The 24,660-nt window shown below is 32.9% G+C and carries 19 protein-coding genes; 17 read left to right on the top strand and 2 right to left on the bottom strand.

Going from position 1 to position 24,660, the window contains the following annotated elements; translation table 11 throughout:
* Positions 1 to 42 precede the first annotated feature (42 nt).
* From malQ to MWH30_RS00080, 4 genes are all read left to right on the top strand, one after another.
* Positions 43 to 1,533 carry a 4-alpha-glucanotransferase gene (malQ, locus tag MWH30_RS00095; RefSeq protein ID WP_248662009.1) on the top strand — a complete coding sequence of 497 codons (1,491 nt, stop codon included), beginning with the start codon at positions 43 to 45 and terminating at the stop codon, positions 1,531 to 1,533.
* 135 nt (positions 1,534 to 1,668) lie between these two features.
* The gene (gene putP, locus MWH30_RS00090; RefSeq protein ID WP_248662008.1) at positions 1,669 to 3,165 is read left to right on the top strand and encodes a sodium/proline symporter PutP; all 1,497 of its coding nucleotides are present in this window, start codon (positions 1,669 to 1,671) and stop codon (positions 3,163 to 3,165) included.
* Between the two features lie 23 nt (positions 3,166 to 3,188).
* A complete protein-coding gene (locus MWH30_RS00085; RefSeq protein WP_248662007.1) occupies positions 3,189 to 3,866 on the top strand; it encodes a 4Fe-4S dicluster domain-containing protein in 678 nt (225 codons plus the stop codon).
* A gap of 358 nt (positions 3,867 to 4,224) precedes the next feature.
* Positions 4,225 to 5,073, top strand: coding sequence for a leucine-rich repeat domain-containing protein (locus tag MWH30_RS00080; protein ID WP_248662006.1), 849 nt, complete (start codon positions 4,225 to 4,227; stop codon positions 5,071 to 5,073).
* Positions 5,074 to 5,318: 245 nt separating this feature from the next.
* On the opposite strand, the gene MWH30_RS00075 is transcribed toward MWH30_RS00080, so the two are convergent.
* A complete protein-coding gene (locus tag MWH30_RS00075; RefSeq protein WP_248662005.1) occupies positions 5,319 to 5,834 on the bottom strand; it encodes a hypothetical protein in 516 nt (171 codons plus the stop codon).
* A 184-nt stretch (positions 5,835 to 6,018) separates the two neighbouring features.
* Here MWH30_RS00075 and MWH30_RS00070 point away from each other — a divergent pair, with 184 nt between their 5' ends.
* The 5 genes from MWH30_RS00070 to MWH30_RS00050 all read left to right on the top strand — a co-directional run bounded on the left by MWH30_RS00070 (position 6,019) and on the right by MWH30_RS00050 (position 11,893).
* A complete protein-coding gene (locus MWH30_RS00070) occupies positions 6,019 to 7,479 on the top strand; it encodes an HD-GYP domain-containing protein (protein WP_248662004.1) in 1,461 nt (486 codons plus the stop codon).
* Positions 7,472 to 7,744, top strand: coding sequence for a type II toxin-antitoxin system Phd/YefM family antitoxin (locus MWH30_RS00065; RefSeq protein ID WP_248662003.1), 273 nt, complete (start codon positions 7,472 to 7,474; stop codon positions 7,742 to 7,744). Before MWH30_RS00070 ends, MWH30_RS00065 begins: the two co-directional genes overlap by 8 nt.
* Positions 7,745 to 7,809: 65 nt before the next feature.
* The gene (locus tag MWH30_RS00060; RefSeq protein WP_248662002.1) at positions 7,810 to 10,254 is read left to right on the top strand and encodes an FIST N-terminal domain-containing protein; all 2,445 of its coding nucleotides are present in this window, start codon (positions 7,810 to 7,812) and stop codon (positions 10,252 to 10,254) included.
* Positions 10,255 to 10,548: 294 nt separating this feature from the next.
* Positions 10,549 to 11,013 carry a GNAT family N-acetyltransferase gene (locus MWH30_RS00055; RefSeq protein WP_248662001.1) on the top strand — a complete coding sequence of 155 codons (465 nt, stop codon included), beginning with the start codon at positions 10,549 to 10,551 and terminating at the stop codon, positions 11,011 to 11,013.
* 67 nt (positions 11,014 to 11,080) lie between these two features.
* The gene (locus MWH30_RS00050) at positions 11,081 to 11,893 is read left to right on the top strand and encodes an alpha/beta hydrolase (protein ID WP_248662000.1); all 813 of its coding nucleotides are present in this window, start codon (positions 11,081 to 11,083) and stop codon (positions 11,891 to 11,893) included.
* A gap of 53 nt (positions 11,894 to 11,946) precedes the next feature.
* On the opposite strand, the gene MWH30_RS00045 is transcribed toward MWH30_RS00050, so the two are convergent.
* The gene (locus MWH30_RS00045) at positions 11,947 to 12,480 is read right to left on the bottom strand and encodes a flavin reductase family protein (RefSeq protein WP_248661999.1); all 534 of its coding nucleotides are present in this window, start codon (positions 12,478 to 12,480) and stop codon (positions 11,947 to 11,949) included.
* Positions 12,481 to 13,118: 638 nt separating this feature from the next.
* On the opposite strand from MWH30_RS00045, the gene MWH30_RS00040 reads away from it, so the two are divergent.
* The 8 genes from MWH30_RS00040 to MWH30_RS00005 all read left to right on the top strand — a co-directional run bounded on the left by MWH30_RS00040 (position 13,119) and on the right by MWH30_RS00005 (position 24,464).
* Entirely contained in the window at positions 13,119 to 14,618 is a 1,500-nt protein-coding gene (locus MWH30_RS00040) for a GGDEF domain-containing protein (protein ID WP_248661998.1), read from the top strand.
* Positions 14,619 to 14,632: 14 nt separating this feature from the next.
* Positions 14,633 to 15,619, top strand: coding sequence for a helix-turn-helix transcriptional regulator (locus MWH30_RS00035; RefSeq protein WP_248661997.1), 987 nt, complete (start codon positions 14,633 to 14,635; stop codon positions 15,617 to 15,619).
* Positions 15,620 to 15,993: 374 nt separating this feature from the next.
* Positions 15,994 to 17,502, top strand: a complete 1,509-nt coding sequence (locus tag MWH30_RS00030; RefSeq protein WP_248661996.1) for a dynamin family protein — start codon at positions 15,994 to 15,996, stop codon at positions 17,500 to 17,502.
* On the top strand, positions 17,499 to 19,754 hold the full coding sequence (locus tag MWH30_RS00025) for a dynamin family protein (protein ID WP_248661995.1): 2,256 nt from the start codon (positions 17,499 to 17,501) through the stop codon (positions 19,752 to 19,754). The genes MWH30_RS00030 and MWH30_RS00025 overlap by 4 nt, the downstream gene beginning before the upstream one ends.
* 17 nt (positions 19,755 to 19,771) lie before the next feature.
* Positions 19,772 to 20,239, top strand: a complete 468-nt coding sequence (locus tag MWH30_RS00020) for a hypothetical protein (protein WP_248661994.1) — start codon at positions 19,772 to 19,774, stop codon at positions 20,237 to 20,239.
* A 50-nt stretch (positions 20,240 to 20,289) separates the two neighbouring features.
* On the top strand, positions 20,290 to 23,436 hold the full coding sequence (locus MWH30_RS00015; RefSeq protein WP_248661993.1) for an ATP-binding protein: 3,147 nt from the start codon (positions 20,290 to 20,292) through the stop codon (positions 23,434 to 23,436).
* Positions 23,437 to 23,438: 2 nt separating this feature from the next.
* Entirely contained in the window at positions 23,439 to 23,996 is a 558-nt protein-coding gene (locus MWH30_RS00010; RefSeq protein WP_248661992.1) for an HNH endonuclease, read from the top strand.
* A gap of 18 nt (positions 23,997 to 24,014) precedes the next feature.
* Positions 24,015 to 24,464 (top strand): SMI1/KNR4 family protein, encoded by a 450-nt coding sequence (locus tag MWH30_RS00005; RefSeq protein ID WP_248661991.1) that lies wholly within the window; start codon positions 24,015 to 24,017, stop codon positions 24,462 to 24,464.
* The last annotated feature ends 196 nt before the right edge of the window (positions 24,465 to 24,660 follow it).

Here is a 24,660-nt window from a genome sequence, read left to right as displayed (position 1 = left end):
ATGACTAAAGTCTAATTACAAGGAAATGGAGAGAGATTTCAAATGAGATTTAGTAGAAGCAGTGGTATTTTACTTCACCCTACTTCCTTACCGGGGAAGTACGGGATTGGTTCTTTAGGTAAAGAGGCTTATGATTTTGTGGATTTTTTGATTATCAGTGAACAGAAGTTATGGCAGATATTCCCTTTGGGCCCGACTGGATATGGCGATTCGCCTTATCAGTGTTTTTCAGCCTTTGCGGGGAATCCTTTATTGATTAGTTTAGAAGAGTTGAAGAAGATGGGGTTATTAACTAGTGATGATTTAGAAAATAGTCCTGACTTTGCTAAAGGAAGTGTTGATTACGGAGCGGTAATTGATTTTAAGTATCCTCTGCTGAGAAAGGCTTTTATTGAGTTTAATAGCTCGGCTTCCTCGGCTGGGAGAGCTAAGTTTGCACAGTTTTGTGCTAGAGAAGCTGAGTGGTTGGAGGATTATGCTCTATTTATGGCTTTAAAGAATCATTTTGGGGGACAAAGTTGGACTGAATGGGAGGATAAGGTTAAGTTTAGAAGTCCTGAAGCTTTGGATTACTATCGAAATGAGTTAGCTGAAGAGATAGAGTGGCAAAAGTTTATGCAGTATCTTTTCTTTCAGCAGTGGATGGAGCTTAAGGCCTATGCTAATCGAAATGGAGTTCAGATTATCGGTGATATTCCGATTTTTGTGGCTTTTGATAGTGCTGATGCTTGGGCCAGACCCGAGTTATTCCAATTTGATAAGCACCGCCAACCGTTGAAGGTGGCGGGAGTACCGCCGGACTACTTTAGTGCTACAGGTCAGTTGTGGGGAAATCCTCTTTATGACTGGGAGGAGCTTAAAAGTGAGGACTATCAGTGGTGGATAGATAGATTTAGTTCACTGCTGGAGTTAGTGGATATTATCCGTTTAGATCACTTTAGAGGCTTTGAATCCTATTGGGCCGTACCTTACGGAGAAGAAACGGCTATTAATGGTACTTGGGAGCCGGGCCCGGGTGGAGAGTTCTTTACCCAGTTGGAGGTAGAATTAGGTGAGCTGCCGATTATTGCTGAGGATTTGGGAGTGATTACTGAAGAGGTAGAGCAGTTAAGGGATGATTTCGATTTACCAGGGATGAAGGTTTTACAGTTTGCTTTTGATTCCGGTGAAGATAATAACTACTTACCTCATAACTATCCTCAAAACTCAGTAGTCTATACCGGAACTCACGATAACGATACTACCTTAGGTTGGTATAATAGCCTTCCAGCTGGAGATAGGGAGTATGTTCAGCAGTATCTCAACTTCGAGGGAAGCGAGGATATCTGTTGGCAGTTGCTGAGAGCTGCTTGGTCTTCGGTGGCAGTAATGGCAATTGCTCCTTTACAGGATTTACTTGCTTTGGGTAGTGAAGCGCGGATGAATACCCCGGGAATTACTGCTGGTAACTGGCAGTGGAGATATCAAGCTTCACAGTTGGAAAGTGGGGTAGGGGATAAATTAAGAGAGTTAACTAGAATCTACCATAGATAAAAACTTTAAGCACCATCTCTGCTGAAAATTAGAGGTGGTGCTTTAGCTATTAATAATTATTAATAAGGTTGAATAAAGTTTCAGCTTATGGTATGATTAATTAAAAATTATTTTGCTTGAGGAGGATTAGAGAAAATGGTGGGGATACAGACATTACTTACATTTATACTTTATTTTATCTTTTTAATGGCGATGGGACTTTACTTTTATAAGCAGACTTTAGATCTTGAGGACTATTTGATTGGTGGTAGAGGTATGGGTAGCTGGGTTACGGCGCTTTCGGCTCAGGCTAGTGATATGAGCGGTTGGTTGCTGATGGGCTTACCGGGAGCGGTCTATTTAGGCGGGCCCGCGGAAGCTTGGATTGCTATTGGCTTATTTATCGGTACGGTGCTTAACTGGAAGTATGTAGCAGCTAGGCTGCGAGTTTATACTCAACAGACACAGACGATGACTTTACCTTCCTTTTTTGAGGAGCGTTTTAAAGATCCCACAGGTCTTTTGCGGGTGATAACTGCAATTATTACTTTGATTTTCTTTACTATTTATTCATCTTCTGGTTTAGTTGCTGCGGGCAGGCTTTTTGAGTCTATGTTTAATATTGATTACTCTTTAGCAGTAATTATTGGTGGAATAGCGATTATACTTTATACTTTTTTAGGAGGATTTTTAGCTGTATCTTGGAGTGATTTTATTCAGGGAGCACTGATGTTTGTAGCTATTATAGTGGTACCTATTTTAGCTTATAACTTTGTAGGTGGAGCTAGTGCTATTAGTGAAGCGATGAGTTTAAATGAGATTTCGGGTAGTATAGTTCCGCAGAGCGAGAATTGGGCCCTGATTCCTATTATTTCCGCAGCAGCTTGGGGTTTAGGCTACTTTGGGCAGCCCCATATTTTAGCTAGATTCATGGGGATTGACTCTGTAAAAAAGGTGCCTAAAGCTATGAGTATAGCTGTAGTCTGGGTGTTTATTTCACTCTTAGGAGCGGTAATTATAGGTTTGATTTCTATTCCCATGTTTGAAGGTCTAGGTGGAGGAACTCAGGAAAAGGTCTTTATCTATATGATCGGTGAACTGTTTAATCCTTGGCTGGGAGGAATTCTCTTAGCGGCTATTCTATCAGCTATTATGTCTACAATTGACTCGCAGCTTTTAGTTTCTTCTTCGGCCTTGACTGAGGACTTATATAGGAGCTTCTTAAATAGGGAGCCTTCTTCAGAAGAGCTGATGAAGATGGGGCGAATCTGTGTCTTAATAATCTCAGTAATAGCTCTTATCTTAGCTCTTAACCCCGAAAATACAGTTTTAGGTTTAGTAGCTTATGCTTGGGCCGGCTTTGGAGCAGCCTTTGGGCCAGTAGTGCTCTTTGCTCTCTTTTCTAAAAAGACTACTTGGCAGGCCGCTTTAGCGGGAATGGTGACAGGTACTTTGGCTTTAGTGATCTGGGATGTAGTAGGTTTAGGAGCGGTAATGTATGAAATTGTACCTGGCTTTATTATAAACTGTCTAACCATAGTAATAGTAAATGCTTTAGTTAAACAGCAGGATACTGGAGTCTTAGCGGAGTTTGAAGAGGTAGTAGAGGCTGTGGATGAGGGAATAACTGGCGAAAGTACAGTAGAATTATAATCTTTTTGAGGGAGAGATGGTTTATGAGCTTAAGTGAGGAAAGTGTTAGCTTTGCTCAACAACAGGGGGCGGACTTAGTAGGTGTAGTCAGCTTAACTGGACTTGACTTTCCAACTGGACATCGGCCTGAAGACTATTTACCCGAAGCAAAAAGTGCAGTTTCTATTGGTTATCGCTTAAGCAAAGGAAGTACTTTAAACCTACCTCAGGCTAGAAATGGCTATGTATTGGAGTTTGAAACAGCTAATCAGGAGTTGAATAGGATTAACCGGGAGCTTTGTAAGTTTTTTGAACAAAGAGGCTATTTGGCTTTTGGGGTGCCAGGGACGGCTAGTATAGGCGATAAAAAGAGGTTAGCTGCTGATCTTTCACATCGTCATTTAGCTGTAGCAGCTGGCTTAGGTAAGTTTGGAGTTAATAATTTGGTGCTTACTGAGAATTACGGTTCTCGGGTGCGCTTTACTACGGTAATTACTACTGCTGAATTAGCAGAGACTGATTTAGAAACGGAAATAGAGTGTAGTGAGTGTTTAAACTGTGTAGAGATCTGTCCAGTTGATGCTTTAAAAGGAGGACAGGCTAAATATTCTCCGCAGGAAGGTTGGAGAATAGCTAAGGAAAGATGTTACCATCAGATATTTGTGAAGTTGAACGGAAAAAGATGTGGGCTGTGTATTAAGGCCTGTCCTTTAAATAGATAACTTGCAACAATATTGATCTATTCCTTTATTTCAATTAATAATTAACAGTTAATAGTTAAGGCAATTCCGTAATTCGTTTTCCAGTAAGTTTAATTTATTTTATAATAGGCTTCAAGTTTATGAGATTTGTTTATAAGGGGGGGTATTATTTTATTAATTAGAATGATTTTCTTTTATATACTGGGAACAATTATATGGCAAAGTACCAAAAGTCCTTTAATAGTAATTATCTCTATTATAATTGTTACAATATTGACGTGACAAATAATAAAAATTATAGTTTTTACTAACTTTCTTCAATGTGAATACTAGTACAATGAGTATAAATATAAAAAAATAACACAACAGGAGGATTATTGTGATAAAAAGAATATTAATTATTACTTTGCTTTTATTGCTAGTGTTATCTTTAACAATTGCTTGTAGTAATACCGAAACAGATAGTGAAGAAAAACCAGAAAAAGATTATACTGTTGAAGTAAGTCATGAAGATTCTTATCTTATGGTAAAGCTAGAATTATTAGACCATGTAAAAACAGTTAAAGATAATAAGTTTTCATATGAAGATTTAACAGAAGTATATATACCAGCTAGTGTAGAAGAAATTGGTAGAAAAGCCTTTGCTTATAATAATATAAGAGAAATAGAGATACCAAATAGTGTGAAGGAAATTGGTGATTCAGCATTTAGAGGGAATAATTTAGAAAAAATAAAAATATCAGATAATATAAAAAAAATTAATGCTCAGACATTCCGAAATAATAATCTGATATCAATAGAAATTCCAGATAATATAGAAAAGATAGGTAATAGAGCATTCAATAACAACAACTTAAAATCAGTAGAAATCCCAAATAGTGTTATCGAAATAGATGATAGAGCATTTCAAAACAATTTATTGACAGAAGTAGAAATACCAGATAATGTTACTATAATAAGCACAAAAGTTTTTGCATCTAATGATCTAACAGAAATAGAAATACCAGATAGTGTGGAGGAAATACATATGGGAGCTTTTGCTTTTAATAATATTGAAACAGTAAAAATGCCAGATGATGTAGAAGTTAGTGATGATGCTTTTATACGTTCTCGTTATTCTAATACCCATGGTAAGTATAGCCTTGCAAATGTATATAAAGAAAATAATCAAGCAGCAGGGACTTATTTTAGAGATAATGTTGGTCATTGGCATTTCGATAAACCCTAGATAGTATAGTGTCCTTCTGCCCTTGCCCTCTATATAGAGCTATGTTTTTAAATTACTTTAATTAAGCGGCGTAACCTTTAGTTCGGGTTGCATTATTTTCCATTCTTTCTATAAAGAGACTACCTTAGAAAATCAGGTAGTCTCTTTATTTTACCGAAAAGAATCCCCTTGAAAAAGTTGAAGACTTAAGATTTGGATGTGTGATATGAATAAAGCTCTAAATAAGACATCGCTACTGCGGTGTCTTATTGTAATTCAAAAGTAGCAATAATATCGTTAGCAACTCTAATATTTTCTTCATATTTATCCTCGGCAGCAATGAAAAAATAGCCTAATAGTTCTTCATCAGCTTTAGCTACAATAAGCTGGCCTTGAAAGGGTCTTCCTATTTCATCTTGAGCTGTAAAAGTAGTAGAATAGCCTGGATGGTCTTTAAAAGTAATACTCTCTTCACGAATAATATCTATATTTTCTAGTTTACCTTTTATCATTGTCATAAATTTATCATTAACTCCAGCCAAAGAAAAAGGTGAAATCTTACCTGAAGCAAAAACAGCTAACTTTACTTCTTCTTCTTCTATTGGAGCTAACTCAATTTCGTAGTTTCTATCAGTAACTATTTCCCAGCTAGGTGGATATTTAATTTCAAAAAGTTGACTGGAGTAATTCTTCCAGTCTTTGGTTTTATTAAAACAGGTAGTAAAAGTAAGGGCTATAATTAAAAGTAAGATAGGAATTAGAAAGTATTCTTTTCTACTCATAGTTAAACCTCCTTTTACTAGTTTTCTTTATAGATGTAGTTATGAGAATTCAAAAATATGATAGAAGTTAGAAAAATAGTTGTTAATCTTTGTATTATACAGGAGATAGGTTTAGGCTTGTAGTATTAATAATAAAGAAGGCGGTTAAAAGCTGCTTTTGATAAGCATGATAAGGAGGAAGTTGATGGAAAGGTTAGTAAAATCAGATTTGATGGAGCAGATTACCAGATCGAAAACTATTACTTTAATTATTGTTTTTTTATTAGGGGCTATTTTAGCTTCTATATTTTCTACTATCCAGAGATTAACGGTAGGTTCTGAACTATTGTGGAGAGATTATATATTTTCAATATTAATGGGAGGAATTCCGGTAACTCTTATTGCTTATTTGAGTATGACAGTTTATGAACTAGAATCGGAAAAACGGGAGGAATTGGAAGAAAGTTATGAGCAGCTAGAAACCTATAATGAAATGTTTATAACTTTAAATGAAGACTTGGAAAACTCCTATCGAGAAATGAATAAACTGGCTGCTGATTTAGAGAGTATTATTGGTTTAGTTTCTGAACTAAGTCAATCTAGCCAAGAGAGGAGTGAGGAGGAGTTTTTGGCTAAGTTATTACATACTGCTAAGGAGATTATTACTGAAGCGGACTATGGTAGTGCTTTTATGTATGTAAATGATCAGATAGAGATTATAGAGGCTATTGGACATGATATATCTATTTTGAAAGAGTTAGAGATACATATTGATTCATTAAAAGTTAGTATTGAGGACAGTATTGGAGTTAATCTCGTAGATGATGTGATTAGTATTCTGAGTAGAGGAATGAGTACTCAGTCAGCTAAGAAGCTTAGTCAAGCAGCTAAAGCAGTAAAAAAATCATTAATAGTTAATTTAGAGGTTGAAGGGGAAGTAGTAGCTGGAATAACTTTGGAGATAGCTAAAGATAGTACAAAGCAGTTTGATAAGAGCTCACTTCGAACTATGAGAGCCTTTGAAAGCTTAGCTTCGGCCTTTTTCACCATTAAAAGGTATAGCAGATTACAGGAGGAATTTCAAAAAGAAATTATTATTTCAATTACTAAGATTTTGGAACTCCACGATAAGTATACTAAGGGCCATTCTCAAAATGTAGCTAATTTATCGGAGCAGATAGCTAGAGCTATGGAGTTAGATGAAGAGTTGGTAAATAAGGCTTATTGGGCTGGACTAGTTCATGATATCGGTAAAATTTTGATTCCCAAAGGAACTTTGAATAAGCCAGGTGCTTTAACTGCTGAGGAGTATGATATGATACAAAAACATTCTTATTGGGGGTATAAGACCCTTTATAATTCCCAAAAACTTCAAGATGTAGCCGAATATGTACTATACCATCATGAACACTGGAAGGGAGATGGCTATCCTGAAGCCTTGAAGGAGGATGAGATTCCACTTGTTTCTCAGATTATAACTGTGGCTGATGCTTGGGATGCAATGCGTACTGATAGACCTTATCGAGATAAATTACCTAAAGAGGTTGCTATTAAAGAGTTGAAAGAACATAGAGCTAAACAGTTTTCGCCTCGAGTAGTGGATGTTTTTTTAGATATGCTAGAAAAAAATAAAAGCTATAAAACTATGGAGGTAAAAAATGATTAACTTTGACCTAGATGACAAAACTAAATTTTCTGCCGGAGAAATTACAGATGATTTTAGTCAAGCTTTAGCTAAATGCAAGCAATCTCCAGTTTTTGTAATTAAGAAAGATCAAATCCAGGGGGTTATGCTTGATATTCAAAAATATAAAGAACTACTGGAAAAGATAGAATGTTTGGAAAATGAAATAAAAGAGCTAAAAGCGGAAACCGAACTTGATTTAGAGGAAGCAGTAAATAAGGAAGAAATTGAGGCTTTGCTTGATTAAACTGTTGTAAATTGAGTTTGAAATGATTTTTTTGGATTTAGGGAGAGTAATAATGAGGTGAAATGATGAAAGTAAAAAATATATGTTATCAAAATAAGGATAATTTAAGGAAATTTATTAAAAATAAACAAATTGAGGATAGAAACTTGCTTATTCAGGTGTTTACTGGAGTTTGTGAAAGGAAATATATAACTCGGGTAGTGGCTGAGCTTAATGATTTACTGCCCCAAGCAGTGGTAATTGGTAGTACAACGGCTGGAGAGATAATGAATGGTAAGCATCAAGAAGAAACTACAGTTTTATCCTTTAGTAATTTCGAAAAAACTTCTTTGCAAGGAGCAGCTGTTTGCCATCACGGAGTCGAAGACTGCTTTGAATTGGGGGAACGCTTAGGAAACAAGTTAATTTCTGAAAATACTAAGGCTATTATTCTTTTTTCAGACTGGATAAATATCGATGAAGAATTAATTAAGGGGATAGAAGCTGTAAATAGCGAAGTAATTATAGCTGGGGGTAGGGCTGCTGATAATTTTAGATTTGAGGATAACTATATTTTTTTTAATGACAGGATATTAGAGGGTGGGGTAGTAGGTGTAGCTTTAAATAGTGAAAAATTAAAGGTTTATGCTGACTATAACTTAGGTTGGAAATTAATAGGTAAGGAGATGGAGGTTACTAAGAGCGAAGGAAGTAAGGTTTATACCATTGATGAGCAGCCGGTATATGATATTTATGCTAAATACTTGGGTGAAGAGATTGCTCAAGGCTTACCGCAGGTGGCGGGCCCGGAGTTTCCTTTAATTATTAAAGAGGAGGACTTTTCTATTGCTCGAGGAGCTGTGGCTAAAGGCGAAGATGGTTCTGTAACCTTTGGAGGCCATGTGCCCGAAGGAGCTAAAGTATACTTAGGTTATGGACATATTGATTCTATTTTGGCTAATAATGAACAATTACTTAAAAATATAATAGCTGAAATTCAGGCTCAAGCAATTTATGTTTATTCTTGTTCAGTAAGAAAGGATGCTTTACAGGATAATTTAGATTTAGAATTAGGCTTTTTGGAAAAAGTTGCTCCAACTGCTGGTTTTTTTACTTATGGGGAGTTTTATAATGCCACCTCTCAAGGTGCTAAGCTGTTGAATATAACTTTGACGGTACTTGCTTTATCGGAATGTGAGAATGTCAAAGCTACAGCTAAGGATAGATTGGAAGTTGCAGAAATAGAACTGAATAAAGGTCGAGATAGCAGTACTATTAAGGCTTTAACTAATCTAGCTAATACCGTTACTCAAGAGCTAGAAAGTTTATATAGTGATTTAGAAGCAGAATTTGAAAAGGGAAGCAAACTACATCAGCAGTTTTTACCTTGTCATGATGATCTACCGCAGATAGAAGGTTTAGCTTATAATACTTACTTTCAACCTTCCGCTGAGTTGGGTGGAGATTTTTATGATGTTGTGAAACTAGGTAATCAACTGATGTTTTATGTAGCCGATGTAAGTGGCCATGGTCTGGATAGTTCTATGTTAAATATCTTTTTAAGAGAGACTATTAATAATTACTTATTATATCATCATAGCCAAGGAGAGAAATTAAATCCTGGCGAATTAATAGGTTTTATAGCTAAAAGATACCATCAAGAGAATTTCCCAGCTGATTATTTTATCTGTCTTTTAATGGGAGTTTTAGATTTAAAGGAATATAAATTAACTTTTGCTAATGCTGGTTTTCAAGTGCCGCCGTTGCTTATTAAAACTGTGAGAGCTCCTATATCTGTAGATGTAGAGGGGATGCCTCTCAACTCAGCGATTAGTGAGGCACTCTTTATTAAGTTAGGGATGATGAACTATCAAGAAAAAGAAGTATACTTACAGACAGGAGACCTAGTTTTTTTAACTACAGATGGGTTAATTGAAGAGGCTGTTGAGCAGAAAAAGGGAAAGTTGCAGTATGGAGTAGAGCGTTTAGAAAATTTATTACTTCAGAACTATTGCTTACCGCCGGATTTAATTAATTTTAAAGTAAGAAAGGACTTTAAAAGCTTTTCAGGCCAAGAAAAAGGGCAGGATGATATTACTTTTTTAGCTTTGAAGAATAAATTACCAGTAATTGATAGCTTTGAGGGTAGTATTAGCAGTTGTTGTGAAGAAATGTATCAGTTGCAGAATGAAATGTCCGATTTTATTGCTTCCTATTATGAAGATGATGCTTTAATCTGTATTGGTTTTCAGGAATTAATAACTAACGCTATAGAGCATGGTAATCAATTTGATGAAAGTAAGCAGATTGAAATTGAAGTGGAAGTAAATAAAAAATATATTCAAGCTACTATTAGAGATGAAGGCCCAGGTTTTGATTGGCAGAGTAAAGTTGAGGAGGAGCTAGATATAGAGAGGGAGCTTGAAGATCCTCAGGAACGAGGTAGGGGTATTAAAATAGCTAATAAATTGTATGATGAACTTTGGTATAATGAACAGGGTAATGAGGTAAGTTTTTTGAAATTCAGATAATGTAATATAGTCTCTTAGTTAAAATTAAATTAATTAGATTTTAAATAAAAGAGTTTCAAATTTCAGAAGTTGATTCAAAGCTAAGTGTAGAAATCTATATTTAAGGGTAAGGTCTGTCAAAAAAATAGTCTATTACTACAAAACAGTACCTGAGTTATGTTATAATTAATAATAAGCGAAATATTACATAAGTCCTACAGAATATCATATTTTTGTAGGCAACTACTAAATTATAGGGAGGTGAAATCTGGTTATAAGCTGGTTTTAGCTAGTTTTTTATAACCAGGAATCACTTTGAAGATAATCAGGGCAGAAAAAGAAAAAGAGATTGAGCAAGTAAAAAATCTATTTAAGGAATATGCAAAGTCCTTTGATTTTAAACTAGATACTGAAGATTTTAAAAAGGAGTTAAGTACTCTGCCTGGGAGGTATAGTAGTCCTAATGGGCGATTACTTTTATGTAGAGTAGATGACGAAGCAGTGGGCTGTATAGCTTTAAGGAGACTCAGCGAAGATATTTGTGAAATGAAACGAATGTATGTTAGACCTGATTTTAGAGGAGCAGGTTTAGGAAAGGGTTTAGCTAAAGCTATCATTAATGAAGCGCGGAGTTTAGGTTATCAAAAGATGCGTTTAAGTACTATCGATTCTATGCAAAAGGCTATATCTATTTATAAGTCTTTAGGTTTTAAAGAGATTGAACCTTATAAAAATGCTATTCAAGAATGCGCTGTTTATATGGAATTAGATTTGAGTTAGTTAGTAGTTTTAAATTTTTAAACTTAGAGATCTATAGATTTTTGGATCTGATTATAGGAGGTATAGTTTGCGGAAAATTTTATTTATTGTTTTAATAGCCTACTTTTTAGTGGTAATAATGGCTTATTTCTTTCAAGAACGTTTATTGTTTATGCAAAGACCGATTTCTGAACTTCGTTTGCAGGAGATTGAAAGTGAGTACCCAGAAGTGGAAGAGATTGAGCTAGAAATATCGACTCACAAGAAGCTTCATGGTTGGTTAGTTCCAGCCACTGATGCTCAAGCAGCTCCTTTACTAATTTATTTTGGAGGAAATGCCGAAGAAGTTTCCAATATGATAGATAAAGGTAAGTTTTTTGAAAATTGGTCGATGTTATTGGTTAATTATAGAGGTTATGGATTAAGTGAAGGTCAGCCTAGTGAAGAAAATTTATTTCAAGATGCTCGTTATTTATATGATGTTTTTTCAAAAAGAGATGATATAAATGAAGAACACATTGTAGCTATGGGCCGTAGTTTAGGTACCGGAGTTGCCGTTCATTTAGCAGCTCAAAGAGATTTAGCCGGAGTAGTACTGATTTCACCATACGATAGTATTAGTGAGGTTGCTAAAAATATATATCCTTTTTTACCTGTTGATTTTCTTTTAAAGCACGAATTTAATTCTTTAGCTGAGGCTGAGCAGATAGATACTCCATTACTTGCTTTGGTAGCAGAGGATGACGAGGTAATTCCGCCTAAGCATTCTCAAACTCTTTATGAAGAGTGGGCTGGAGAAAAGGAATTGAAATTAATTGAAGATAAAGGGCACAATGATATTCAGGATGGAAATAATTTTTGGGAGCAGATTAGTACTTTTTTAGATCAACTTGTTAAGTAAAGCTTTTAAATATTTTAGGGATATGGTTATTAACCATATCCCTAGTAGTTTGCTTAGATACTTTCACCTAAAGATTTGAATTCTAAAAATGAAATTGCTATTGGATGAGCTGTTGGTTGACCGTCTTTTATGTACTTATCATTTACTTCTACAGATAATACTTCGCCTAAAACGATTACATACTCCTCATCCTCATCTTCTCCGGCGACTACTTCTCTCCTTAACTTAGCTTCAATCCAGCCTATAGCTTCTTTAATTCGAGGTGGCTTAACTTTTTTAGCAGGAACTGTTTCTAAATCTACCTCTTCTAATTCATTAACACCTTCTGGATAATCCTTAGCACAGCCCATAGACTTTCTAAACTCCGCTTCTCCCATCACGTTAATTATGAATTCTTCAGTTTCGCGAATATTAGCTAGAGTGTGACGAGGTAAAGCAGAAGCAAGTGCCACTACTTTCAAGGGTCTAAGTACTGGCATTATACAGCTATAAGGAGCAGCATTAGCAACTCCATCAGCGTTAGTGGTAGTGATTAAAGCCATAGGTAATGGTAATAACCTTTGAAATTCATTAAGTTCTATTTCCATGATTATTCTCCCCCCTCTTTTTTTTAATATTTATTTAAAAATAATACTATAATAGTGCTGATTTTGCATTTAAACCTGCTAAGATATCTGGCCCTGGAGATTGATATCATAACTATTTTTTAGCTAGGGTTTTATTTAGGATAGTACTTGAATTATTTTAACTTGGAAAGCTAGTGTGGAGTTTGTTCAGGGCAGATTAAACTTAAAGATAATTATGAGGTTATAGATAGCATTGTCTATATTTTTTAGAGTAGGATTTATAATAAACTATTAATTTAGTTGAGTATAATTATTTTTATCTGTAAGCTATCTTTATTTCTTTTTAACCTCTTGTCTATTATTATATCATACTTACTTAAACATTTGAAGGAATTTGAGTGATAAATATTCATCAAACCCATCATCGGTTGAGGTTTATAAATAATAATTGTCTATTTAAATTCCAGGTAGTATTTGGACAGTATATGTCCAAGGGGTTATGTTATTATATTTATGTAGTTTTAATTGATAATTGGTTAATTGTGGAGGAAAGTGTCAGGAAAATAGCGAATAATATAAAATAGGAATTAATTTGGAGAATTAGCAAAATGATAAATGGATTTGATTTTAGCTGGGGAATTAGGGGAGGACTGATATAAATGCAGTTTAAGGCTAAGAAAAAAAGATATATTATTATGTGTGTTGTTTTTTTACTTTTACTAACTGCTTATTATCGCAGTTATCGACAAACGAGGCAATTAATTAAAAATAAATATCATGACCAGCAGTCTTTGGTAGAAGAAAATATTTTAAATACCCTCAATTATATAGAATTGACTTATGAAGTGATTGATGAAAATTTAGCTGAAGAGATGGAAGAGTATTTACTACTATTAGAGAATAAATATAGGGAAAATCCTAATGTTTTAGATTGGGATCTTAGTGCTTTACAAGAAAAGATGGAGAATTATGAATTATATATTATTGATGAAGAATTGAGGGTAATAGCAACAACTTTTAGTCCAGATTTAAATCTGGACTTTAAGGAATATTCTGCTTTTGCAGAACTGCTTAAGGAGCGATTAGCTGCTGATAGCTTTGCAAGTGATCGGATGAATCTTTCTATTAATACAGGAGAATTGAAAAAGTATAGTTACTTACCTACTCCAGATAATCGGTATTTATTGCAATTAGGTATTACTGTAGCGGAAGAATACCCTGTTGGAGAAATTAATTTAACAACTACTGCTAAACAACTAAAAGCTAATTATGATTTAGTTAAGGATATTTCTTTTTATAAGTATATTAATCAAGATAAAGAACTGGTAGGTGAGGTGAATTATGAAGAGCCACCTTATATTGATGTTGAGATTGCTGAAGAAAAACAAGATGTTGTTGAAGAAGCCTTTATTCAAGAGGAGACTATTGCAATTAATGCTAATTCTAGAGCTGATCGTTATATTCCCTATCTAGTTCAGAAAAATAGCCAACTGGATTGGTGGAACTCCTATGTTGCTGGAATTAGTTATGATAATAGTCTTAAGCACTTAGCTTTAAGGAATGAAAGAAGAACTTTTTGGAGTAATATTTTATTTGTCAGTTTAATTTTTATAATTTTCAGTCTATTAATGGATAAGTTATTAAGAAAGACAGAGTACTTAGCTTATCACGATAGTTTGACTAAGCTACCTAATCGCAAACTATTTACTAAGAAATTTGCTGAGCTTGTTAAAAGAAATCAAGATAGGGATAGTAAAATTGCTATTTTATTCTTGGATTTAGATGATTTTAAAGAAGTTAACGATAACTATGGTCACGATATAGGTGATGTGGTGCTGTGTAAGATGGCTAGCAGATTAAAATCAGTTTTAAGGAAAGAGGATTTTGTAGCTCGAATAGGTGGCGATGAGTTTGTTATTTTGCTGGACGGTATTAAATCTAGGACAGATATTAAAAAGATAACGCGCAGGGTAAACCATTTGTTTGCAGAGAAAATATTAATAGCAGACTCTGAAATTTCTATAACAGCTAGTATCGGGATTAGTATCTATCCTGATGATGCTGAAGAGTTAGAACAGCTACTCAAAATGGCAGATTCAGCGATGTATGAGGCAAAAGAAGATGATGGTTATTTTGTTTATTTTGAATTTGGGAGATGATGAGGTGGGAAAAAATGATAAATAAATCGAATTCTTTATCTAAAGCTTTGCGTATTTTAAGTATTTTTGAACGATTAAATCAGGGAGCAGTAATCAAGAAGGGGGATGAGGCAAAAAGATTTAATGTAACTAAAAAGACTATCCAGCGGGATATTGAAGATTTAAGGGCCTACTTTTCAGAGATTCATCCCTATGAAGGTCTGGTTGAGTTAGTTTATCAAAGAGATAAAGGCGGTTATCTGCTAAAAAGGGAGAGTGAAGACTGGTTAACTAATCAGGAGATTCTGGTTTTAAGCAAGGTTTTACTGGAAAGTCGGGCCTTTACTAAAGAGGAAATGGATAAGTTGCTGAATAAATTAATTTTACAGTCGGCGCCCGAGGAGTATAAGCATATTAAAGAGGTAATTAGCAACGAGAGATTCCACTATAATCCTGTACAGCATAGGAGAAGTCTTTTTGAGACGATCTGGGATTTGAGTAAGGCGATTAGAGAAAAGAAAATTATTGAGATAGATTATAGAAAATGTAATAGTAAGCAAAGTAGCTGGCGGCAGGTTAAGCCGGTGGGGATTATCTTTTCGGAGTTTTATTTTTATTTAACGGCCTATATCTGTGAGTATGATCTTGATCATCCTACTATCTATCGTTTGGATCGGATTGAGAAGTATGAGAGCAGCAAGGAAAAATTTCATATTCCCTATGCGGAACGCTTTGAAGAGGGTGAATTTAGAAAACGAATACAGTTTATGTACTCGGGAGAGTTGATGAAGCTTAAGTTCTCTTATGCGGGCCCTTCTCTAGAGGCTGTACTGGATAGACTGCCTACTGCTGAAGTTGTGGAAGAGAGGGAAGGTAGCTATATTATAGAGGCTGAGGTTTATGGGAGGGGAGTTAAGATGTGGCTTTTGAGTCAGGCCCAGTATATTGAAGTGCTGGAGCCTGAAGCTTTTCGTGAGGATATGGAGTCGACTATTGCTGAGATGTTGGGAAATTATCGGTGATTATATTATTAGATTTAGAGGTGATTAGACGTAGGGCTCTGAAGCGACGTGGAGTTAGTATTCTTAGTGACTAAGTTTGGATAAAACTTTGATTTTATTAGCTAGATTTTTTATTACAAGGACAATATATGTCTAAGCTCTTATGTTAAAATTAAATTAAATATCTTCAAAGTAACCATTGACTAATTTTCGCGATCAATATGAAATTAACAAGGAAAAATTGGGTCTCATGGTGTATTTATTAATAAATTAGAAGTAAAAATATCCCTATATTTATTAAGGAGAATTTTTATCTAGGTAACTACGTGATAATAATTTAGAGACTTAATTAGAATTGATTATGAAAATTTTAGAAAAGGAGCTGTTTAGAGATAATGCTTTTAGATAATTATAGGTTTTGGTTAGTAAATATTAAGCATCATCCTATGATTAAAGAAAGTTATAAACTAAAATGCTATTATTTATCAATAATTTACTTGATATTGAGTAAAAATTTTAGCTTGAAAGGTAATGCAGAGAACTTAATTAATATTTATTTAGAGAAATTAAAGATAAAGCCTAAAGATTACAATGAGGTTTCTGGACTTACTTGGTCTAAAGATAAAGCTGAAGTTGAACTCCGACTGAAAAAGCTATCAAAATTTCATTTTGAATTTGGCTGGTTATATATTAATCTGAAGAATTATAAATATCTTTTAATAGCCGATATCATTTACTTCAGCTTATTGTTTGGGTGCTTTGAAAAAAATAAAGAGTTTATTTATTCGATTAAAGAAAAGCTTAAAATAAAAAATGAAGATTATAGTAATATTCTTGAATTTTTAAAGAAGCTTTATTCTAGAGATTTATTAGCGGCTAGAAAGTTTTTTGAAGAAAAGCTATCTAAAGGTAAATTTAGTCTGTTAAATTACTTTCATAATAAAGTAGAGAAGTCTTTAAAAGAAAGGAATAAAGAAGAATATAAAGTATTAATATCTTCTACTATGAATGCAGGTAAATCTACACTGATTAATTCTTTATTAGGGAAGGAGTTACTCCCAGCAAAAAATTCATCCTGTACTTCTAAACATATCAAAATTGTTCAAAATTTTAATCTAGATAATTTTATTGGTTATTCGCAAAATAAAGAAGGTCAGAAAACTATTAAAGCAGTTATTGATAATCAGACTGTTGAATCTTGGAATGAAGATGAAAATATTGATTTTATCTATCTAGAAGGTAGTATTCCTTTATTAGATAATTTAGAGAAGAAGATTATTTTTATAGATACTCCTGGCTCAAATAGTTGTACTTATAAAGAGCATAGACAGATTACAGAGGAAACTATCAAGAACGAAAATTTTGATGAATTAATTTATATTTTGGATGCTACTCAGTTAGCAACTAATGATGATCAGGAATTTTTGAATGATTTAGTTAAAATTTGTGCTGAAAAGGAATTTAATAAAAATAATATTAAGTTTTTAGTAAATAAATTGGATAAACTTGACCTGGAAGCAGGAGAATGTATAGAAGTAATTTTAGAAGAAGCTAAAGAATTTTTAATGAATTCGGGTATAAACGATCCAATTATTATTCCTACTTCAGCTTATGTAGCTAAATTATTTAATAGCGTATTAGCAGGAGAATCTTTATCTAAAAAAGAGGAAATGGACTTTCGATTTTTACATTCTATTTTTAATAGTAAAGATTATAATCTAAGTAATTATTTGATGAAACAGATGCCGGGGGAAGTATTTTTCGATATAGAAAGAGTTGAAAATAAAACTATAAGAGTAGGAAAAGAAGAATTTAAAAGTAAATCTATTTTAAAAGCACTTAGTAATACTGGCATTCAAGAGTTATTAATGACTTTAAATATATCAGGGAGGAATAAACAATGAAAGAAGTATTTATAAAGTATAATCCTTATAAGGTAGAGACCGAGATTGAAATTGATGGTAAAGAGCCAGCAAAGGATAGTAAGCTACAATGTTATTTACAGGAGCGATTACAGTTATGGGTAGATAAGTTAGTTGAGTTGCTTTTAGCAGAACTAAATAGAGATCAATTTAAGATTTCATTTTACGGAAGATATGTTGACTTTGTTGACTTAGAAGAAGTAAGTAATTATCATAATCAAAATTATAATAAGAATATTGTAGTTGAACATATACCTATTGAAGGGGATTCAGAAATTGATAAAATTGATCAGTTAAAGGAATTAGCTGCTTATATGCAAGGTAGTCCTTTTGAAGACTTAAGGAGTTCAGATTTACAGAAGAAATTTGAAAAAGCTATTAACTCTCAATTTGAAGTGGCTGTAATTGCTACTATGAGTGCCGGAAAGTCAACTTTGATTAATGCTTTATTAGGACAAGAGTTAATGCCAACTGAGAATAGAGCCTGTACTGCTACAATTGTAAAACTGAAGGATAATGATGAAGCAAGTAGTTTTAAGGGTAAAATTTTCGATAATGATGATAATTTATTGGAGGAAATTAGTAATGTAGATTTAGAAAAAATGCGAAAATTAAATGAAGACGAAAAGGTAGATTATATTGAGTTAGAAGGAGATATCCCACTAATATCTTCAGAAAAAACCAGTCTGGAAATAATAGATACACCTGGGCCTAATAGTAGTAATAATCCAGAGCATAAGAAAAAAACTTATCGTGTTATTAAAAAAGAAGCTAAGCCTGTAGTACTATATATTTTAGATGCTAATAATTTAGGAACAAATGATGATGCAAACCTTTTAAAGGCAGTAGCTGAACAAATGAGTAGGGACGATAAACAGTCAACAGATAGATTTATTTTTGCTCTTAATAAAATAGATATGATTGATGTTGGGCGTGGGGGAAGAACTAGTGATTACATAAGAGATGCAAAAGAACACTTGAAAAATCATGGTATAGACAATCCGAATATATATCCTATTTCTGCTGAATTGGCGAAATTAATTAGAATGAAATTTAATGGTGCTGAACTAACCTTTATGCAAGAACGTAATTTAGCTTTGAGTGACTATTTTAATGGAGAAGAAGATAAGCATTTAATAAATTATGCGCCGTTGAGTAATTTAAGAAAAGAAGATCTTTATGAGAAAATTAATAGTGCTAAGAAAAAAGAAGATGCTTATCTAGAAGCACTTTATCATTCTGGGATTCCGAGTATTGAAGTAGCTATTAATGAATATCTTGATAAATATACTTTGCCGCTTAATATTCAAGATGCTATAAATCCTATTTTAAAGATTATTAAAGCTAAACAGTGGAAAGATGAGCTGCAGAATAAAATTAATGAGAATGATTCATTAAGAGAAAAAATAATTAAAAAGATTGATATGATAAACGAAGAAATAAATAAAGGTGAGAAAGCAAGAGAATTAAGAGATAAAATTGATGATTTTAATATTTCTGAGGTTGAAATAAATGAAAGAATTGAAGAAACAACAATTAAAATTGAAGAAAGGATAACTGATATTAGAGATAAGTTTAAAAATAAAGGAGACATTAAAACTTCTGAAGCAAATATAATTGTAAAAAAGTTAAAAGAAAAAATAAGTGATTTAGAGGCAGATATATATACTGATTTAGAAACAATGCGGGAAGAAATTTTAATTGAAGAGAGTAATAAATTAATAAAAGGCTATAAAGAACATCTGGAAGACTTGATTCAACTTGATGAAGATGAAATAGAGTTTCAATGGAATGATTTAGATTACTTTACAGTTAATCTTCCTGCTAATAATGAGTTAGTTTCTAGTTATAAGCGTGAACGAGAAGTAAAAAGGGAACCAATAGGTATTTGGGAAAAAGTACGTTCTTTCCTTGGTAAACAGTACTTTGGTAAAGAGGAAATTGTTAGTTTAACTAATCTACTTGATGAATTTGAAAACGAAGTTACTGATCAATTTTTGAAAAATATAAATAAAACTAAAGAAATATACTTAAAAGAAGAAGTTGAGAGTTTGAAGAATTATTTTCTAGATTTAATTGATAAATTAGATCAAACAATAAATAATAAATTAGAAAAAATTAATGATTTATCTAAAGATAAAGAAGAAATTATACATAAGATTAAAGAAGATAAAAAAAAGGTAGAGTGGCTTAATGACTTTTCAAATAAAGTTAATAGTATATTAGAAATTTAAAAAAGGAGTGAGTAAAATTGACTTCAAAAGTAGATAAATATTTGAAAACGGCATTTAAAGATAGAGATATAGTTAGAATTAGAAATATTTTAGCTAATTTTTTACGTAAAGATCCGGCAGATGTTAAAGGGAAAGTTCAACCGTATTTGAAAAGAATAGAAAAGAAGACAACTGAACTGAACTTGAATTTATGGCAGGAACATGATGGTAGGCTTTTCAAAGAAAAAGAAGACTGGGATAAGAATTATTTAAATCGATTAAGAGCACAATTAATGAATAATTTTTCCAAGAAACGCTTTAATCACATATTAGAAGTTGGTCGATTTGTATATAGAGATGAATTAAATGAGCAAAGCAAACAGAGAAATATTAGGAAAAAACCAGAGGTTTACGTTAAAAATAATGAGGTTGATATAAAAAAGTTAATAGCAATAATCGGAGCAACTCTGATATTGATAATAGTAATAATCAGATTAATTCGTTAGAATCAGAAACTAACTATAAATTGTCTGATAACAGAGAGGAGGAAGAAAAAATGGAAAAACCAGTTTTTAAAGAAGATGAGCTAACTGAAGCCTATCAGATAGCAAGTGATTTTGTTAATGGAAGCTATTTGAATAAATTAGAAAATCATGAAGTAAAAGAAGTTCCAGCTAGCATAAAAGAGCTTGAAATAGAAGAAACATTTAGATTTTTTAAAGTTAATAAGCTGGTTTATGATAGAAAAGAAAATAATTTAGATAAGTTAGCAAATATTTATAGCTCTCTAGAAGATGTAGGTGCTTCACTAATAATGGTGATTGATAGTGATGGAGAAAAGAGCAAATTATATCTAGGAATAAAAAGAACTCTTGCAAATGGAAGTCCTACTATTGCTCAGGAGGTTCTGGAAAATAGCTTTAACGGTAATTTTCCGGGAAGTGAGATTAAAAATGTTAATTCTGATAAGATAGAAACTTTAGTAGAAGGCATTACTGAGTCAAATTTTAATACTATGGAGAAAGAAATCTCTTCAGTTTCTGGAATTCCTTCCTTAAAGGATGAAGATAAGGAAAAGTTTGTACAGGGTCTTGAAAAATTGATTGATGCTATGCAGGGAGAAGAATTTTCAGCAGTCTTTATTGCTGATCCTGTATCTAGAGAACAGATTGCAGAGATAAAATCAGGTTATGAAATTTTATATTCTCAGTTAAGTCCCTTTGCAGAAAATCAATTAACCTTTACAATAGATAAAAGTCTAACATTTGCTAGAGGATCTACCAAGGGTTTTACTGAAACGATTAATAGAAGTATAACTCAGACTCATAGTTATACTGAAAATAAATCTAAAACGGAAGGAGATCTGTTATCAACTATAGCTGGTGCTGGTATAGGAGGTTTAGCTGGAGGGCCGATTGGAGCTATAATTGGAATGCAGATTATGAGTAATATAGCAGGTCAAGAGACTGAAGGTAGCTCTTATTCTGAAAGCAATAGTGAAACCACGGGAGTTTCAAGGTCTGAAAGTGAACAAGTTAGTAGTTCACAGTCAGCAACTAAAGGTCTTTCAAAGGGGATGCAAATTAATTCAGAAAACAAGAAAGTAACTAATTTTTTAGCAAAGATTGATGAACAGTTAGAAAGGTTGGATACTTCAAAAGATTTTGGCATGTGGAATTGTGCTGCCTATTTTTTAGCTGAGGATAATCAAACTGCTAAAATTGCTGCTAGCACATTTAAAGCATTGATGCGAGGTGATAACTCTTCAGTAGAAGATGCCTATATTAATAGCTGGGATAATGATAATAAAGATAATCTAGTAAAGGTCAAAAATTATCTTAAAAAATTTCACCATCCTTTAGTTGATCTAAATGTAAATAATAAATTAGATTTACCCTATGTAACTCCAGGCTCTTTATTAAGTGGAAGAGAATTAACAATTCATTTTGGATTGCCTGTAAAATCAATTACTGGAGTTACTGTTATGGAAGCAGCTGAGTTTGGAAGAAATATTATTACTTATGATGGTAATGCAAGTAAAGAGTCTATTAGTTTGGGAAAAATATTTCATATGGGTAGGGCAGAAAGTACGGAGGTTAAGATAGATATAGATAGTTTAGTTATGCATACCTTTATAACTGGTTCTACTGGCTCTGGCAAATCAAATACTATTTATAAATTATTGGCTGAGTTGACTAGGAAGAGAAAGAAATTTTTAGTTATTGAACCTGCTAAAGGTGAATATAAAGAGGTATTTGGAGGTAGAGAAGATGTAAATGTATATGGAACAAATCCTAAATATACAGAACTCTTTAAGATAAATCCCTTTAAATTTCCAGAAGATATTCATGTTCTGGAACATATTGATCGATTAATAGAAATATTTAATGCCTGTTGGCCTATGTATGCAGCAATGCCTGCGGTATTAAAAGAAGGGGTAGAGAGAGCATATGAAATGAAAGGGTGGGATCTTGATAATTCGATTTGTCTTAACTCGGATATTACATATCCAGGCTTTAGAGATGTGTTAAAGATTTTACCGAAATTAATTGAAGAATCAGCCTATTCTGAGGAAGTGAAAAGTAATTATCTGGGTGCTTTAGTTACTAGAATTAGATCTTTAACTAATGGTCTAACTGGTAGGATTTTTACTGAAAATGAGATTGATAAGGATAAGCTATTTAATGAAAACTGTATTGTAGATTTGAGTAGAATTGGTTCTGTAGAAACTAAATCATTACTTATGGGGATTTTATTTATGCGTCTTCATGAGGTGAGGTATGCTAATGCTAGTAGAGCTAATAGTAAGTTAAAGCACGTAACTGTGTTGGAGGAAGCACATAACTTATTGCGTAAAACCTCAATAGAGCAAAATCAAGAGAGTTCTAATTTACAAGGAAAATCTGTGGAAATGATTGCTAATGCTATTGCTGAGATGAGAAGTTATGGAGAAGGTTTTATTATAGCGGATCAATCTCCAAATATATTAGATCAAGCAGTGATTAAAAATACAAATACTAAAATAATTTTAAGGCTTCCCGATGAGGTAGATCGTCAATTAGTTGGCAAAGCTGCTGGTTTAAATGAGGAACAGATTATTGAATTAGCTAAGTTAAAAACAGGAGTTGGAGCTATTTATCAAAATAATTGGTTAGACCCTGTATTATGTACTATAGATGAGTATCAAGGTGGTAAACCCTTAGAATATAGTTATGACTTTGAGGCTAATCTTAAGCAAGGTGAAAAAATGAGAACTGACTTAATTAAGATTTTATTTAAGCCTAAAATAAATAATCAAGAAAGATTTGATCTAAAGAAAATAGATGTAGAAAAAATCAAGGAATGGTTATTAGGAATTGATATTGAGCCTCAAATAAAAAAGGATACCATTGATAATTTAGTTCAATATCAGGAAAAAGGGAGTATGGAATTATGGAGTCCTGATAAGTTTGACAATTTATCGAGGCTAGTGGGGGAGCTTATAGATTATTCGAGACTGGCTCGTTTTGCTTCAAGTGAAATGGACTATTTTAAATGGACTAATAAATTCAAAGAAGGATTAAGAAACTATGTTAATTTAAGTGAGCATGAAAAGTTAGAAGACTATTTAGTAAAACATTTATTGAATGAAAAAGCTCATCGAGATGCTGGTTTTAAAGATTTTTATTTTACTTGGATTGAGAAAGTCGAAAGGGGGTTATAGTTATGATTGAGCAAATTGCTAAAGCTATGAATGAACTTGGAAAAGAGGGGCTAAATAAAGTTTCAGCTGATGTACCTGATTTTGCAAAAGATTTAGAACCGAAAGAAGTTAAAAGTTTTGCTGAAGCTAATAAACCTTTTGAAAATTTGGATACTATTAATGAAGATTTAAAGGGTGAGATTCATCCTGAGACTGAAGTTCCCTTTAAAGAAAGGGTAATTAATTTAGATGATGGAGTTTATAAGGGAGTTTTTCCGGAATTTGAATCTGACTTTCAAATGGAGTTAGATCAGGATTTATTTAATGCGACTGATAGAGCACAATTTAAAGAAGCAAATAATAAATTAGCACAAGAAATAAAAAATAATCCTGAATTTAAAGAAAAATTTACCGAGAGACAGCTTGAGCAAATAGAGTATGGCAAAACTCCAGAAGGGTATACTTGGCATCATAGCGAAGAGCCGGGCGTAATGGAACTAGTTAAAACGGATGTTCATGGTGGGACTGGTCATACTGGTGGTAGAGCAATCTGGGGTGGAGGGCAGCAAAATCGATATTAATAAAGGGGTTGGTGAATAATGAGAGAAAAGATAGAGTGGATGTTTGATAAGGGAAGTGTAAGTGAAGAAATAATAAAAACTGTTGAAGAAAAGTTTGGTGTGATTTTTCCAGCAAATTATAAAGAAATAGTAAAAGAAAATAATGGTGCTCAACCAGTACCGGATGTATATGACTTTGAAGGGCGTAAAGAAGCTGTTATGAACTCTTTATTACATTTTAATTTGGAGGAGCAGGGAAATATAATTGATGTTTATGAAAAAATGAAAGATAGATTGCCTGAATTAGTTTATCCTTTTGCCAATGATCCTTTTGGAAACTTAATCTGTTTTGATTATCGTAATAATTCCAAAAATCCAGAGGTAGTTTTCTGGAATCATGAAGAGACTGAAGGAGCTATAAGCCATATTTGCGATAGTTTTAATGAGCTACTATTTAAGTTATATGATCCAGAAGAACAGCAAAGTTAAATTATAGAATAGATATTAATAATAGCTTTATGAATAAGAATTGCTTCATAAAATTATTATTAGATCAGCTGTTTATTTTAGATATAGACAGCTGGTTTTTCATTTTAAAATTAGTTAATAACTCACATTCCGCATAACTAATTTTTCCAATTAGATAATAAAGAAATTGCTAAAATAAATCATAAAATAGCTAGAC

This window comes from Fuchsiella alkaliacetigena (assembly GCF_023227765.1).
Taxonomy (GTDB): Bacteria; Bacillota; Halanaerobiia; order Halobacteroidales; family Acetohalobiaceae; genus Fuchsiella; species Fuchsiella alkaliacetigena.
The sequence above is the reverse complement of the archived record's forward strand: the minus strand, read 5'-3'. Positions and strand labels throughout refer to the sequence as shown.

What these genes read in the sequence shown, in the direction of transcription:
- MWH30_RS00030 (WP_248661996.1), top strand. Translation starts at nt 15,994, where the DNA reads ATGCTTTTAGATAATTATAGGTTTTGGTTAGTAAATATTAAGCATCAT.
- MWH30_RS00005 (WP_248661991.1), top strand. Translation starts at nt 24,015, where the DNA reads ATGAGAGAAAAGATAGAGTGGATGTTTGATAAGGGAAGTGTAAGTGAA.
- MWH30_RS00015 (WP_248661993.1), top strand. Translation starts at nt 20,290, where the DNA reads ATGGAAAAACCAGTTTTTAAAGAAGATGAGCTAACTGAAGCCTATCAG.
- MWH30_RS00065 (WP_248662003.1), top strand. Translation starts at nt 7,472, where the DNA reads ATGATTAACTTTGACCTAGATGACAAAACTAAATTTTCTGCCGGAGAA.
- MWH30_RS00045 (WP_248661999.1), bottom strand. Translation starts at nt 12,480, where the DNA reads ATGGAAATAGAACTTAATGAATTTCAAAGGTTATTACCATTACCTATG.
- MWH30_RS00085 (WP_248662007.1), top strand. Translation starts at nt 3,189, where the DNA reads ATGAGCTTAAGTGAGGAAAGTGTTAGCTTTGCTCAACAACAGGGGGCG.
- MWH30_RS00070 (WP_248662004.1), top strand. Translation starts at nt 6,019, where the DNA reads ATGGAAAGGTTAGTAAAATCAGATTTGATGGAGCAGATTACCAGATCG.
- MWH30_RS00040 (WP_248661998.1), top strand. Translation starts at nt 13,119, where the DNA reads ATGCAGTTTAAGGCTAAGAAAAAAAGATATATTATTATGTGTGTTGTT.
- putP (WP_248662008.1), top strand. Translation starts at nt 1,669, where the DNA reads ATGGTGGGGATACAGACATTACTTACATTTATACTTTATTTTATCTTT.
- MWH30_RS00075 (WP_248662005.1), bottom strand. Translation starts at nt 5,834, where the DNA reads ATGAGTAGAAAAGAATACTTTCTAATTCCTATCTTACTTTTAATTATA.
- MWH30_RS00010 (WP_248661992.1), top strand. Translation starts at nt 23,439, where the DNA reads ATGATTGAGCAAATTGCTAAAGCTATGAATGAACTTGGAAAAGAGGGG.
- malQ (WP_248662009.1), top strand. Translation starts at nt 43, where the DNA reads ATGAGATTTAGTAGAAGCAGTGGTATTTTACTTCACCCTACTTCCTTA.
- MWH30_RS00035 (WP_248661997.1), top strand. Translation starts at nt 14,633, where the DNA reads ATGATAAATAAATCGAATTCTTTATCTAAAGCTTTGCGTATTTTAAGT.
- MWH30_RS00025 (WP_248661995.1), top strand. Translation starts at nt 17,499, where the DNA reads ATGAAAGAAGTATTTATAAAGTATAATCCTTATAAGGTAGAGACCGAG.
- MWH30_RS00060 (WP_248662002.1), top strand. Translation starts at nt 7,810, where the DNA reads ATGAAAGTAAAAAATATATGTTATCAAAATAAGGATAATTTAAGGAAA.